This window comes from Amycolatopsis acididurans, from assembly GCF_012328925.1.
GTDB lineage: Bacteria > Actinomycetota > Actinomycetes > Mycobacteriales > Pseudonocardiaceae > Amycolatopsis_E > Amycolatopsis_E acididurans.
The window spans coordinates 357,383-371,041 of record NZ_JAAXLS010000001.1; the positions used below are offsets into that span (position 1 = coordinate 357,383).

Sequence of the window (13,659 nt, forward strand, 5' to 3'; positions counted from 1 at the left end):
TCGCAGAACCCGCGACGGCACTCGCTACGTTGCGGCCGACGGGGACGGCAGCGTGCCGGATTCGCTGTGGAACCCCACAACGCGGCGGCCAGGACGCGGTGGTCGCGCGCACGCACGCGCCCTAGCGTCGGCGCCATGACCTGGGATTTCTCGATCGAACCCGACTATGCGGCCAAACTGGACTGGGCGCGGGACTTCGTGCGGGAGCGGATTTACCCGCTCGAGGTGCTCGACCTCGATCACGCCTCGTTCCGGAAGCAGGCGGCGCCGCTGCAGGACGAGGTCAAGGCGCACGGGCTGTGGGCCGCGCACCTCGGGCCGGAGCTGGGCGGGCAGGGCTACGGGCAACTGCGCCTGGGCCTGCTGCACGAGATCCTCGGCCGCAGCGAACTGGCCCCGTACGTCTTCGGCTGCCAGGCGCCGGACTCCGGCAACGCCGAGCTGATCGCGATCGCGGGCACCGAGGACCAGCGCGAACGCTGGATGAAGCCACTGCTCGACGGGAGACTGCTCAGCGCGTTCTCGATGACCGAACAAGGCACTGGCTCCGACCCGCGTCAGTTCACCACCCGCGCCGAACTCGACGGCGACGAGTGGGTGCTCAACGGGCGGAAATGGTTCGTGGGCAACGCATCCCGCGCCGACTTCCACATCGTCATGGCCGTCACCGAACCGGACGCGTCGCCACGGGAGCGGATGTCGATGCTCATCGTGCCTGCCGGGACCCCCGGCATCTCGACGCGCGAGCTGGGCCTGATGAACGATCCCGACCACCGCAACCCGGTGTGGTCGCACTGCGAGGTCGGCTACGAGGACGTACGTGTGCCCGCCGAGAACCTGCTCGGCGGCCGTGGGGAGGCGTTCGTGCTCGCGCAGAAACGGCTCGGGCCAGGGCGGATCCACCACTGCATGCGCTGGATCGGCGTATGCCGCCGCGCGTTCGACATGTTGTGCGAGCGCGCGGTCAGTGTCAGCGTGCACGGCGGGCCGCTCGCGCAGAAGCAGACCGTGCAGAACTGGGTCGCCGACTGCGCGGCCGCGATCGAGTCGGCGCGGCTGCTGACGCTGCACACCGCATGGAAGATCGACCAGGTCGGCGCCGAGAACGCGCGCACCGAGATCGCGATGATCAAATACCACGGCGCGACCGTGCTGCACGACGTGATCGACAAAGCCATCCAGGTACACGGCTCGCTCGGCTTCTCCACCGACATGCCGCTGGAGCAGATGTACCGGTGGGCGCGCGCGGCGCGCATCTACGACGGGCCGGACGAGGTGCACCGGGTGACCGTGGCCCGCCGCCTGCTCGCACAGTACGAACCGGTCGACGTGCCCACCGAGCACATCCCGACCCGCCGCGCCGCCGCGGAGGCCGCCCGGTGACCGCGTCGCTGACCGGCTGGCTCGCCGAACGCACCGGCAACCCCGGGCCGTGGACCACGCGGCGCCTGACCGGCGGAAACTCCAACGAGACCTGCCTGGTCTCGACCGGCGAGGTGACGTACGTGCTGCGCCGCCCGCCCGCCCACTCGCTGTCCGCGTCGGCGCACAGCGTCAGCCGCGAGCACCGGCTGCTGACCGCGCTCGACCCCACCGAGGTGCCGGTGCCACATCCGGTCGCGCTGTCCGAGGACCCACCCGCACTCGTCATGGAACACATCCCGGACGCCGTGTCGCTCACCAGCGAGCTACCGGCCACCTACGGCGAGGACGCCGTGACGCGGGTGGCCGACCAGGTGGTCGACGCGCTCGCGGCCGTCCACACGCTCGACTGGCGCGCTGCCGGGCTGACCGGTTTCGGCCGCCCGGAAGGCTTTCTGGAACGGCAGCCGGAACGCTGGTACAAGCAGTGGCGCTCCATCGCCCGCAGGCCGCTGCCGACGCTGGAGCGGCTCGCCGAGTGGCTGGAGCGCGAACGCCGGGAAGGCGGCCCGCCCGCGCTGCTGCATGGAGATTTCCACGTCGACAACTGCCTGTTCTCGGCGCGGGAGCCGAAGCTGCTCGCGGTGATCGACTGGGAGATGGCGACCATCGGTGACCCGCTGCTGGACCTGGGCCTGCTCCTCGCCCTCTGGGGGCAACATCAGGGCATGGCGTGGATCCAGGGCTTTTCCCGCGCCCCGGGCGCGCCGCCCCGCGAGCACCTGCTCGCCCGCTACGAGGACGCGACCGGGCGCCGGGTCCGCGACATCCGCTACTACCAGTGCCTGGCCCTGTTCAAGCTGGCCGCGATCGTCGAGGCGGCATGGTCGCAGTACCTCGACGGGCAACTGGACACCGAATACGCGGCCGGGCTCGAACACGACGTGCCTGCGCTGCTGGCCGACGCGGCCGCGCTCGCCGGTTTGTAGTTCTCCACAACCGGACGCGATTCGCGCTCTGGCCAGACCACCACCGGCCTGGGCACGCTCTGAACCGGCAGCCCGAGCGTCGACAAAGGAGACGGCGTGAGCGAACAGGAACGCACCTTCGGCCTGTGGTACGACTTCCGCAATCCGGCCCAGTGGCACCGCCCGTTCAGCAGGCTTTACCGGGAGGCGCTGGACCAGATCGAGTGGGCGGAGAGCATCGGCTTCGGCTCGGTCTGGCTGACCGAGCATCACTTCTGCGACGACGGCTATACCCCGTCCCCGTTCACCCTCGCCGCGGCGATCGGGGAGCGGACCAGCACGATGCGCATCGGGACCAACCTCATCGTCGCCCCGCTGCACAACCCGGTGCGGCTCGCCGAGGACGCCGCGACGGTCTCGCTGCTCACGGGCGGCCGCTTCGATCTCGGTCTCGGCCAGGGCTACTGGGCGCCCGAATTCGCCGCGTTCGGGCGGAACCTGAAGCACCGGCCCAGCCTGCTGGAGGAAAGCGTCGCGTTGATCCGCAGCGCGTGGTCCGGCTCGGCGGAACCGTTCCAGGGCAAGCGGTTCAGCCTGCCCTCCACCCGCATCACGCCGCTGCCGGAGAGCACCCCGAAGCTGCTCGTCGGCGCGATGGCCGATCCGGCGATCGAGCGCGCCGCCCGTATCGCCGACGGCTTCCTCAGCACCCAGAACGCGCACCAGCAGTCCTATCTGGACGCTTTGGGACGGGTGGGCAAGTCCGCTTCGGACGGTGAGATCTACGCCGGCCAGTGGGCCGTGATCGCCGAGGACCCGGAACGCGAATGGGCCCGCATCGGCGAGCACGCGCTGTACCAGCTCAACAACTACATCGCCTGGGGCGCGTTCGGCCCGCCCGAGGACGTGCCGCAGTTCACCGACGCGGGCCAGATCCTGGCGGCGGGCGCGTTCCAGCTGTGGGAACCGGCGACCGCGATCGACGAGCTGACCGCGCTGCTGAAGGACCGGCCGCAGGTCAAGGACGTGCACTTCTGGGCGCAGCTGCCCGGAGAAACCGTGGACAGCGGTTCCGCGCGGCTGGAACTGCTCGCGAACAAGGTCATCCCCGCCGTACGAGAGCGACTGGCGGTCGAGGTGGCGCGGTGAACTCCCCGCTGCTGCTCACCGATTTCCTCGACCGGGCAAGGGAACTGTTCCCCGGCAAGGAAATCGCGCAGTACACCGACGGGGCGCTCGTGCACCGGTACACCTACCGCGACTACCACGACCGGGTGCTGCGGCTCGCGGGCGCTTTGCGTGAACTGGGCGTGCGGCCCGGCGATCGCGTCGCGACGCTGGCGTGGAACCACTACCGGCACCTCGAGCTGTACTTCGCGGTGCCACTGGCCGGGGCGGTACTGCACACGGTCAACCTGCGGCTCGAACCGGGCGAGATCGGCTACATTCTCGACCACGCCGACGACCGCCTGATCTTCGCCGACACCTCGCTGCTGCCCTCGGTCGAACCCGTTCGACGGCACCGGCCGGTGATCGACGAGGCCGGATACGAGGCGCTGATCGCCTCCGCCGAGCCGTTGACCGAACGCCCGTCGCGGCACGAGGACGACCTGGCCGCGCTGTGCTACACCTCCGGCACCACCGGGCCGCCCAAGGGCGTGGCCTACTCGCACCGGTCGCTGTACCTGCACACGTTCGCGGCCTGCCTCGCCGACGGGCACGCGATCAGCGAACGCGACACCGTGCTGCACGTCGTGCCCATGTTCCACGCCAACGCGTGGGGCATCCCGTTCGCGGCGGCCATGACCGGCGCCAACCAGGTGCTGCCCGGTCCGCATCCGGTGCCCGCCGGGATCGCGCGCATCATCGAGGCCGAGCGCGTCACCTACACCGGCATGGTGCCCACCGTCGCCGTCGACCTGGTGCGCGAGGCCGCGAAGGCCGACCTGAGCAGCCTGCGGGCACTGGTACTCGGCGGTTCGCCGCCCGGCGAGGACCTGGTGCGCGACATCGAGGAACGCCTCGGCGTGCCCGCGTTCCAGGGCTGGGGCATGACCGAAATCTCCCCGATGGGCACGTTCTCCCGTCCGCTGCCCTCGGCCGAGGGCGATCCCGCCGCGCGCCGCCGCTACATCCGCAAACAGGGCAGGCTGCTGCCCGGCCTGCGCTGGCGGCTGGCCGACGACGAGGGCCGCGACGTGCCGCACGACGGCGTAGCCCGCGGCGAACTGCTCATCAAGGGGCCGTGGGTGGCCACCCGCTACTACCGCGACGAGCATCCCGGATGTTTCCACGACGGCTGGCTGCACACCGGCGACATCGCCACCATCGATCCCGACGGATACCTCGAGATCGTCGACCGCGCCAAGGACCTGATCAAAAGCGGCGGCGAGTGGATCAGTTCCGTCGCGCTGGAGCACGCGCTGATGGCCAACCCGGCCGTCGCCGAGGCGGCCGTGATCGCGGTCCCGCACGAACGCTGGCAGGAACGCCCGCTGGCGCTGGTGGTTCTCGACAAACCCGTCGACACCGCCGAACTGCTCGCCGGGCTCGACGTGCCGCGGTGGTGGCTGCCCGACGACGTGGTGGTCGTCGACCAGTTGCCGAGGACCAGCGTCGGCAAGATCGACAAGAGGGCCTTGCGGGAGCGCGCGTACGAGCGGAGGCCCGCATGAGATTCGGCCTGTTCTATGTGCTCGAATGCCCCGACCACGACTTCCGCCGCGCCTACCGCGAGATGCTGGCGCAGATCGGCTACGCCGAACGGCTCGGGTTCGACGAGGTGTGGCTGGCCGAGCACCACGGCAGCGACTACGGTTCGATGCCCTCGCCCCAGGTCGCCGCGGCGGCCGTCGCCGAACGCACCAGCCGGATGCGGATCGGCATCGCGGTCAGCAACCTCACCTTCGACTGGCCGGTGCGCGTCGCCGAGGACTACGCGATGGTCGACGTGCTCTCCGGCGGCAGGCTCGACTTCGGCGCGGGCCGCGGATACCAGCCGGGCGAGTTCCGCAACATGGGCGTCGGGGACCGGCAGGACGTCAGCCGCGCGGTGTTCACCGAGGCGCTGGAGATCATCCGCGGGCTGTGGAGCAAACCGGTGGGGGAGCGGTTTTCCTACCACGGCGAGCATTTCCATATCGACGCGGTGGACTGCAGGCCCGCCCCGGTACAGAAGCCGACCCCGCCGATCTACGTCGCCTCCATCAGCCCGCAGACCTTCGAACTCGCGCAACGCGACAATCTGCTCATCACGCCGACCCTGATGACGCTGCCGGAGCTCAACCGGCTGGTGGTCGGGTTCAAACGCGACCTCATCACGGGCGGCCGCGATCCGCTGTCGCTGGATTTCCCGATGAACTGGCAGATCCACCTCGCCGAGACCGAAGGCCAGGCGCTGGCCGACGTCGCCGGCCCGCTGTCCTGGTACTACCGCAACGTGCTCGACCTCGTGCCGCACGGGCCGCGGGTGCCACGCACGTACGAGCGCTACGCCGAACTCGTCGCCGCGTCCGAGGAAGCGGGCGGGCTGACGCTGGAAGGCCTGCGGGAAAGCGGGGTCGTCTATGCCGGTGACCCCGCGGGGCTGATCGCCGAGATCGAAAACCTGTACCAGGAAACCGGTTTGCAGCACCTCATCTGCTGGATGCGCTTCGGCGGGCTGGCACACGAGAAGGTGCTCAGGTCCATGGAGTTGTTCGCCGAGCACGTCATGCCCAGATTCCGCGACCGCCCGCCCGTCGTGCCCCGGGCACTGCGCGCGGAGGCCGCCGCGATCAGCTGAGAAGTCCCACGCACAGGAAGGCAGTCCACGATGGCATATCTGGAAACCGAGGGAAGCAGGCGCGTCTACTTCGAGCACTACAGCGGTCAGGGCAGGCCCATCGTGCTCGTGCACGGCTGGTGCGCCAACGCGCGCTGCTGGGACACGGTCGCGCCGGCGCTGCGTGCCAACGGAAACGAGGTCGTGCTCATCGACCTGCGGACGTGCGGGCGGTCGGACAACGACTTCGACGACGCCTCCATCGACGCGCTCGGCTCCGACGTGGTCGCCCTGTGCACGCGGCTCGGCCTGCGCTCCCCGGTGATCAACGGGTGGTCGCTCGGCGGGGCCGTCGCGGTCGACGCCGTCGCGAAGCTCGGCGCCGGTGCCGGTGGTCTCGTGCTCACCGGCGGCGCCACCCCGCGCTACACGTCCACATCGGACTGGCCGCACGGCGGCACCACCGAGGACGTGGAAGGCGTGCTCGCCGGGCTGGCCGCCGACCGGGCCACCACGCTGAAGGGCGTGGCGGACGCGGTGTGCGCCAAGCCCGTCAGCCCGGAGGTCGTCGCGTGGATGTGGGGCATGTTCTGCGAAATGGGGCCCGGTGGCGACGCGTCGCTGCGTGACCTCGCCGGTATCGACCAGCGCAAGGCGCTCGGCTCGCTCGCGCTGCCGGTGCTGTTCCTGCACGGCGACCAGGACGGGTTCGTGCCGTTCAGCGGCGCGCAGGCCGCGGCGGAGCTGTGCGTGGACGCCACACTCGTGCCGTTCCCCGGCTGCGGGCACGCGCCGTTTCTGGAGGACCGCGAAACCTACCTCGCCGAACTGACCGCCTTCCTCGCACGATGAGCACCTGGCTGGTCACCGGCGGATCGCGCGGCATCGGCCGGGCGGTGGTCTCCTACGTCGCCGAGGCGGGGGAGAACGTCGCCGCGTTGTCCCGCTCGCCCGCCTCGGAGTTCGGCGAGCGGGTGCTGGAGGTCAAGGCGGACGTGACCGACCCCGAGTCCATCGGCCGCGGGATCGACGCCGTGGTGGACCATTTCGGCTCGCTCGACGTCGTGGTCAACGTCGCCGGCGTGCACCGGGGCGGCCGGATCGACGGGCTGGAGCGGGGTGCGTGGGACGAGGTGCTGTCCACCAACCTCACCGGAGCCTACGAGGTGTGCCGCGCGGCGGTACCGGTGCTGCCCTCCGGCGGCGCGGTCGTGAACGTCGGCGCGGTCGTGGGCCTGCGTGGTTTTCCCGGCGACGTCGCCTACGGCTCGGCGAAGGCGGGACTGAGCGGGCTTACCCAGGTGCTCGCGGTGGAACTCGCGCCACGCGGCATCCGGGTGAACCTCGTGGTGCCGGGCTTTGTGGACACCGACATGACCGCGGGGCTGAGCGAGCGCGCGCGGCAGCGGGTTCTCGACACGATCCCGGCCGGGCGTACCGGAACTCCGCGCGAGATCGCGGAGGTCATCGTCGCGGTGGCCCGCTCGACGTACATGACGGGCGCGACGGTGCCGGTGGACGGCGGGCTGCTCGCCACGTTCGGGGGCGGCAGGTGATGCCGTCGTCGTGACGAGGAGCCGCTTGTTTACCACTTCGTGTTCGCGGTGTGCGACGCACACCAGGCCCATTTTCCTAGCCCCCTTGAGTAACGACAGAGAAGGAGTTCATCCATGGACGTCGGCATGCTGCTCGTCTTCCAGAACTGGTTCGACAACGTCAGCGACGAAGAGGTGTTCACCCGCGAGCTGAAAATGGGGGTGGCGGCCGAGCAGTACGGGTTCGATTCGGTGTGGTCGGCTGAGCACCATTTCGACGACTACTCGATGTGCCCGGACAACCTGCAGATCATGGCCTGGATCGCGGGTCAGACCTCGCGGATCAAACTGGGCACCGGTGCGGTCATCCTGCCGTGGAACGATCCGCTGCGGGTCGTGGAGAAGGTCCAGATGCTCGACCACATGTCCGGTGGCCGGGTGCTGTTCGGCATGGGCCGCGGCCTGGCGAAGATGGAGTACGAAGGCTTCCGCACCGACATGAACGAATCGCGCGGACGATTCGACGAGGCCGCGGAGATGATCATCCGCGGGCTGCGCAACGGATACGTCGAGAACGACGGCCCGTACTACAAGCAGCCGCGGGTCAACGTGCGGCCCGGCCCGAACGGGCGGTCCTGGGACGGGCGGCTGTTCGGCGTCGCGATGTCGCCGGACTCCATCCCGGCGGTCGCCCACCTCGGCGCCCAGATGATGACGTTCATGCAGTACGACTTCCCGCAGCACGCCGAGGCACTCAACCGCTGGCGTGCCCTGCACCGGGAGGAGCACGGCACCGAGCCGGGACCGGCGCTGATCCAGGACTTCGTGTACTGCCACGAGGATCCCGACGAGGCGAAGGCGATCGCGCACGAGCACATCTCGCGGTACTTCCTCTCGGTCATCAAGCACTACGACTTCGCCGGTTCGCACTGGCGGGAGACGAGGGGATACGAGGCCTACCAGGCCGGTGCGGACATGATCCGCGAGGCGGGTATGGAGGCCGCGGCCAGCGCGTACGTCGAGGCCAACGTCTACGGCACGCCCGAGCAGATCGTCGAGAAGTACGCCGAGCGCAGGGAGATCGGCGGGGACTTCATGGCCAACGTCGCGTTCTGTTTCGGCGGCCTGCCGCTGGAGCGGGCCGAGGCCAGCCAGAAGCTCTTCGGCGAGAAGGTCGTGCCGGAACTGCACAAGATGACCGCCCGTACCCCGGCCGCGGTGTGACGAGGAGCCTGTGGTCCCCGGCCCGGGCCGGGGACCACAGGCGGGGAAGGCAGGGACCATGTCGGCGTTGACGGAGAACTTCCGTGACGTCATGGCCGGGGTGTGCACGCCCGTCTCGGTGGTGACCACAATGGACGGAGCGCGACCGCACGGCACCACGGTGAGCGCGTTCTCCTCGCTGTCGATGCGGCCGCCGATGGTGCTCGTCGCGCTGGACCGCGCCTCGGCCCTGCTCGCGCTCGTGCGGGAAACCGGCCGGTTCGGGCTCAACGTGCTCGCCTGCGGCCAGGCCGGACTGGCGAAACGGTTCGCGGGCAAGGGAAACGACAAGTTCGACGGCGTCGACTGGGCACCGGCGAACGGGCTGCCCCGGCTTCCCGGGGTGGCGGGATGGCTCGCCTGTCAGGTCTCCAGCGTGGTCGACGGCGGCGACCACATGGTCGTGATGGGCGCGGTCGAGGCGGCGCAGCGCACGGTCGCGCCACCACTGACCTACCACGCCCGCTCGTTCGGAACACACTGGAGGGGCGAGGAGATCGCGGGCTGAGGTGCGGCTTTGCCCGATCGGGGGCATGGACGTGAGCAGGGGCGGTCAGGCACAGTGGGACCGGCCTGCGTTCACCGGTGAAGGCGGTTTCGATGCGCGACTCGACGATGAGTGTGCCCACATCGCGCGAGGGGCAGTGGCGCGCGCACCGGGAGCGCGAGGTCATCGCGGCGTTCGCCGAAATCACCACCGAGGCGCTGACCACCACGCCGCTGGAGAACCTGCTGGGCCTGCTCGGCAAGCAGCTGTGCCACCTGCTCGGGGTAACCCGCTGCTCGGTGTACCTGCGCGGCGAGGACAACCGGTTCCGCGGCGCGGCCGGGTACTGCGAGCAGGACGGCGACATCTCCGCGGCGGTGCAGGCGCAGGAGGCGGGCATCCCCGGCGACCGGTTCAGCCGCGAGGTGATCGAATCCGCCGCGCCGGTGCTCATCAACGACGTGGCCAGGGACCCGCGCCCGCACCGGCGCACCATGGAGTACTGGCACGTGCGCGCGATGCTCGGCGTGCCGCTGGTGTTCGACGGCAAGGTCATCGGCCTGATCTTCGTGGACAACGTCGAGCAGGACCACGTGTACTCCGACGAGGACGTCGCGCTCGCCGAACTGTTCGCCAGACTCGGTGCGATCTTCCTGCGGCAGGCGATGCTCAACGCGCATCTCAAGCGCAAGGCCGCGCAGGTCGTGCGGCAGAAGAACATGCTCGCCTACCTCGCCGACGTGCACCAGAAGCTCACCAACGCGGTGCTCGACGGCGCGAGCATCCAGACCGTCGTGACGTTGCTCGGCGAGCTGTCCGCGAAACCGGTGGTGCTCTACGACGAGGACTTCCGGGTGCTCGCGTGGGCCGCGCCCCCGGGGCTGAAGATGGCCGAGGCGCCCGCGCTCGCGCCGCGCGTGCGCGAGCTGCCCTCGGTCAAGGAGACGCTGGCGACGCTGAGCGCGAGCCGCCCGTCGGCCGTCGTGCCGCACACGCTGGCGGTCGGGCTCGGCCGCCGGCATCTGATGTGCCGTCTGGTCATCGAGGGGCAGCCCAGCGGGTATCTCGGCATCGTCGAGGTCGGGCGGAGCCTGGAACACCGCGACAGCAAACTCGCCGAGCACGGGGCCACCGTCCTGTCGCTGCAGATCCTCTCGGAGCGCCGCCAGGCCGAGGCCGAGGGCCAGGCGCGTGAGGACTATCTGTCCGATCTGCTGCACAGCACGCGCGACGCGGAGCAACTCGCCCGGCGGGGCCCGCAGTTCGGGGTGGACCTGTCCCGGCCGCACGTGCTGGTGCGGTTCGTCCTCGACGCGGGGTCGCAGAACGTGAGCGTGTCCGCGGGCCGGAAGCTGGTGATCCGGCGGCTCGCCGCGGCTCCCGGCCTGGCGAACCCGGCGGCGGTGAGCCTGCCCGGTGCGGTCATCGCGTTGCTGCGGCTGCCGGAGGGCGGCGGCCCGGAAGACCTGCGGGAAACGATCGGGCAGGTGCGTTCGTCATTGTCGCCACGGCTGCACATTCACACGGCGGTGATTTCGGCGGTGTGCCGGGCGGCGGAGGACTTCCCGCTGGCACACCGGGAATTGCGCGAGATCGACGAGCTGGCCCGATCCTTCGGCTGGCGCGGCGGGGTGCTGACCGCGGACGAACTGGGCCTGTTCCGGGTGATCGCCTCCAGCGGCCGGGTCAAGGAAGCGGTGCATTTCGCCCACGGCTTCCTCGAATCCCTGCGCAGTGATCAGGATGACACGCTACTGGACACCTGGCGGGCGTTCGTGCAGGCAGAGGGCCGCGTGCAGGCCACGGCGACAGAACTGGGCGTGCACGAGAACACCATCCGATACCGCCTCGGCAAGATCAAACGTCTGATCGGGCGTGATCCCTCAGGCCTGGACTGCCTGCTGCAGGCGCGGATGGCGTTTCAGATCCTCGACCTCGCCGGCTGGTGACGAGTTCGCTCGAGAACATTGTTCAAAATAGTTGCGTGAATTACGAGGGCTTGTATTTCGCGGGAATGTTTTGTCACGATGCCGGAGCCTCGATGAGTTGATGCAGGAGGGGAGCTCGCGATGGCGAAGCACCGGATCGACGACCAGTCGAAGAACGGAAGATGGGGAGGCCCCGAACTGGTCCGCCCGGGCGACGACCGCCCGGCGGCCCAGCAGCACCCGGCGCGGCACGACCGCGACCGCGACCGGCGGGATTCCGGGCAGGTGGAGCAGGCCGTCGCGGAGGACGTGACGGCGGGCTGACACAATCTGGGTCCGTCCCGTCACGATCGGTGGGCAGGCACGTCTCGTGGGTGGCCAGACCGCCAGTCGGGGAGGGATCCGGTGACCATCAACGGCGAGCACAGCGGTGATCCGCTCGGGGTGCTCTACCGTCTGCACACCCAGTTACGGCTGCTCACGCCCGTACTGACCGTCGCTCCGGACACCCGTGAGGTGGCGGCCATGCTCGACGGGCTGGCGGAGACCACGGCGGCGGCCAGAACGCTGCTGGCCGCCGCCGAGCCGGCCGCGCTGGCGGCGCTGCAGCGCGCGTTCGTCCATGCCCGCGCGGGCCGGCACAACGAAACGGCCTCGGAGCTGGTTGCCGCCCACGGGCGGTTGTCGGTGCTGCTGCGTCGCGACCGGCCCCGCCGCGCGGGCGCCGCCGACGAGTCCACCAAGCGCTGGCGGCTGGAGGGCTGACCGCCCGGCGCTGGGCATCGCCCAGTGCGGCCTCCCCCGGAGAGAGGGTCCCATCGGTGAGTTTTCGCCGGGGGAGGGGTCTCTATCCGTATGACGACCACACACACCCTCCGCACGGCCGAGGCCGACCTCGTGTACGACGTGCGGGGCAACGCGGGCGGGCGCCCGCTGTTCATGATCGGCCAGCCGATGGACGCCGGCGGGTTCACGACGCTGGCCTCGTATTTCGAAGATCGCACCGTGATCACCTATGACCCGCGCGGCCTCGGCCGCAGCGAGCGCAAGGACGGCCGGGTCGATCACGTGCCCGAGGTACAGGCACGCGACGTGCACGCCATCATCGAGGCACTGGACGCCGGCGCGGTGGACATGTTCGCCAGCAGCGGCGGCGCGGTGACCTCGCTCGCGCTCGTGGCCGCGTATCCGCGGGACGTGAACACGCTCGTGGCGCACGAACCGCCGCTGCTGCGCGTGCTGCCCGACGCCGCGGCCGCCGAGCGCGCGTTCGCCGGTGTCCGCAGCGCCTACGACGCCAAGGGTTTCGGCGCTGGCCTGGCCGCCTTCATCGCGATGACCTCCTGGCAGGGCGAGTTCACCGACGACTATTTCGCCCAGCCGCCGGCCGATCCCGCGATGTTCGGCCTGCCCACCGGTGACGACGGCACGCGGGAGGATCCGCTGCTGTCGGACCGGTCCGACGCCGTCAGCGCCTACCGCCCCGACCTCGGCGCACTGGCCGCCGCGCCGACGCGGATCGTGATCGCCGTGGGCGAGGAGTCGGCGGGCACCCTGACCGGCCGCACCTCGGTGGCCATGGCGGAGCTGCTCGGCCGGCAGGCGACGGTGTTCCCGAGCCACCACGGCGGTTTCCACAACCTTCAGCCCGGCCACCCCGGCCAGCCCGAGGCGTTCGCCCGGAAGCTACGCGAAGTGCTGGGCTGACTTCCGCCGCTCGGGCGGGACGAGCGCGGGAAACCAGATGTCGCTGAGTACCACGGCCGCCTCGTCGGCCGTGGACTCGATCGTGCCCTGCACCGCCCAGCGGGTGAAGAACCGTTCGAGCTGGCTGACCAGCAGCTCGATGCGCAGGTGTGCTTCGTGCCGCCGGCCGGGACCCCAGCTCGCCAGGTAGCGGGGCATCGCGGCGGGCAGTTCGGCCACCGCCTGCCGGGCGATCGCCTTGAAGTCCGGTTCCAGTGCGACCGCCTCGTCCCACGCGGGCAGGATGTCCTGGTTCGCCTCGAACCACGCCACGGCACGGCGCATCCAGCGCGTGAACTCGGCGGGGGAGCCGGAGCCGAGCACCTCGTCGAGATCGGCGTAGACGGCGACCGCGCGCTGCGCCATGGTCTCCGCGCCGATCTTCTGCAGGATGTCGGGTTTGCCGGAGAAGTGCAGGTAGAACGTGGCCCGGCTGCATCCGGTCGCGGCGGTGATGTCGTCGATCGTGACGGCGGCGTACCCGCGCTCGACGAACAGGGTCTTGGCGCATTCCAGCAGGCTGCGACGGGTCTGCTGCTTCTGCCGGTCCCGCAGTGTCATAACGCCAAGCGTACTCACTAGACACAGCGTCAGCGAACGTGTCACA

At 70.2% G+C, this 13,659-nt stretch carries 14 protein-coding genes; 13 read left to right on the plus strand and 1 reads right to left on the minus strand.

Translation table 11 applies throughout. The features are described 5' to 3' along the window. Positions 1-135: 135 nt before the first annotated feature. From HFP15_RS01810 to HFP15_RS01870, 13 genes are all read left to right on the plus strand, one after another. Positions 136-1,383, plus strand: a complete 1,248-nt coding sequence (locus HFP15_RS01810) for an acyl-CoA dehydrogenase family protein (RefSeq protein ID WP_168510645.1) — start codon at positions 136-138, stop codon at positions 1,381-1,383. After that, positions 1,380-2,351 (plus strand): phosphotransferase family protein, encoded by a 972-nt coding sequence (locus HFP15_RS01815; RefSeq protein ID WP_168510647.1) that lies wholly within the window; start codon positions 1,380-1,382, stop codon positions 2,349-2,351. The genes HFP15_RS01810 and HFP15_RS01815 overlap by 4 nt, the downstream gene beginning before the upstream one ends. A gap of 96 nt (positions 2,352-2,447) precedes the next feature. Continuing rightward, entirely contained in the window at positions 2,448-3,479 is a 1,032-nt protein-coding gene (locus HFP15_RS01820) for an LLM class flavin-dependent oxidoreductase (protein WP_168510649.1), read from the plus strand. Further along, the gene (locus tag HFP15_RS01825; RefSeq protein WP_168510651.1) at positions 3,476-5,005 is read left to right on the plus strand and encodes a long-chain fatty acid--CoA ligase; all 1,530 of its coding nucleotides are present in this window, start codon (positions 3,476-3,478) and stop codon (positions 5,003-5,005) included. The genes HFP15_RS01820 and HFP15_RS01825 overlap by 4 nt, the downstream gene beginning before the upstream one ends. After that, positions 5,002-6,114 (plus strand): LLM class flavin-dependent oxidoreductase, encoded by a 1,113-nt coding sequence (locus HFP15_RS01830; protein ID WP_168510653.1) that lies wholly within the window; start codon positions 5,002-5,004, stop codon positions 6,112-6,114. Before HFP15_RS01825 ends, HFP15_RS01830 begins: the two co-directional genes overlap by 4 nt. A 30-nt stretch (positions 6,115-6,144) precedes the next feature. Next, positions 6,145-6,945 carry an alpha/beta fold hydrolase gene (locus HFP15_RS01835; protein ID WP_168510655.1) on the plus strand — a complete coding sequence of 267 codons (801 nt, stop codon included), beginning with the start codon at positions 6,145-6,147 and terminating at the stop codon, positions 6,943-6,945. Then, positions 6,942-7,649, plus strand: a complete 708-nt coding sequence (locus tag HFP15_RS01840) for an SDR family NAD(P)-dependent oxidoreductase (protein WP_168510657.1) — start codon at positions 6,942-6,944, stop codon at positions 7,647-7,649. The genes HFP15_RS01835 and HFP15_RS01840 overlap by 4 nt, the downstream gene beginning before the upstream one ends. A 114-nt stretch (positions 7,650-7,763) precedes the next feature. After that, positions 7,764-8,852: an LLM class flavin-dependent oxidoreductase gene (locus HFP15_RS01845; protein WP_168510659.1), complete on the plus strand. Its 1,089-nt coding sequence runs from the start codon at positions 7,764-7,766 to the stop codon at positions 8,850-8,852. A 58-nt stretch (positions 8,853-8,910) separates the two neighbouring features. Next, the gene (locus HFP15_RS01850) at positions 8,911-9,399 is read left to right on the plus strand and encodes a flavin reductase family protein (protein ID WP_168510661.1); all 489 of its coding nucleotides are present in this window, start codon (positions 8,911-8,913) and stop codon (positions 9,397-9,399) included. A gap of 92 nt (positions 9,400-9,491) precedes the next feature. After that, positions 9,492-11,327: a GAF domain-containing protein gene (locus tag HFP15_RS01855; protein WP_168510663.1), complete on the plus strand. Its 1,836-nt coding sequence runs from the start codon at positions 9,492-9,494 to the stop codon at positions 11,325-11,327. Between the two features lie 120 nt (positions 11,328-11,447). Then, positions 11,448-11,630 carry a hypothetical protein gene (locus tag HFP15_RS01860; protein ID WP_168510665.1) on the plus strand — a complete coding sequence of 61 codons (183 nt, stop codon included), beginning with the start codon at positions 11,448-11,450 and terminating at the stop codon, positions 11,628-11,630. Between the two features lie 81 nt (positions 11,631-11,711). Continuing rightward, complete coding sequence (locus tag HFP15_RS01865; protein WP_168510667.1) at positions 11,712-12,071, plus strand: hypothetical protein; 360 nt, start codon at positions 11,712-11,714, stop codon at positions 12,069-12,071. A gap of 90 nt (positions 12,072-12,161) precedes the next feature. Then, the gene (locus tag HFP15_RS01870; RefSeq protein WP_168510669.1) at positions 12,162-13,013 is read left to right on the plus strand and encodes an alpha/beta fold hydrolase; all 852 of its coding nucleotides are present in this window, start codon (positions 12,162-12,164) and stop codon (positions 13,011-13,013) included. On the opposite strand, the gene HFP15_RS01875 is transcribed toward HFP15_RS01870, so the two are convergent. Further along, positions 12,993-13,613 (minus strand): TetR/AcrR family transcriptional regulator, encoded by a 621-nt coding sequence (locus HFP15_RS01875; RefSeq protein ID WP_168510670.1) that lies wholly within the window; start codon positions 13,611-13,613, stop codon positions 12,993-12,995. The two genes, HFP15_RS01870 and HFP15_RS01875, sit on opposite strands and share 21 nt — an antisense overlap. Positions 13,614-13,659: the final 46 nt, after the last annotated feature.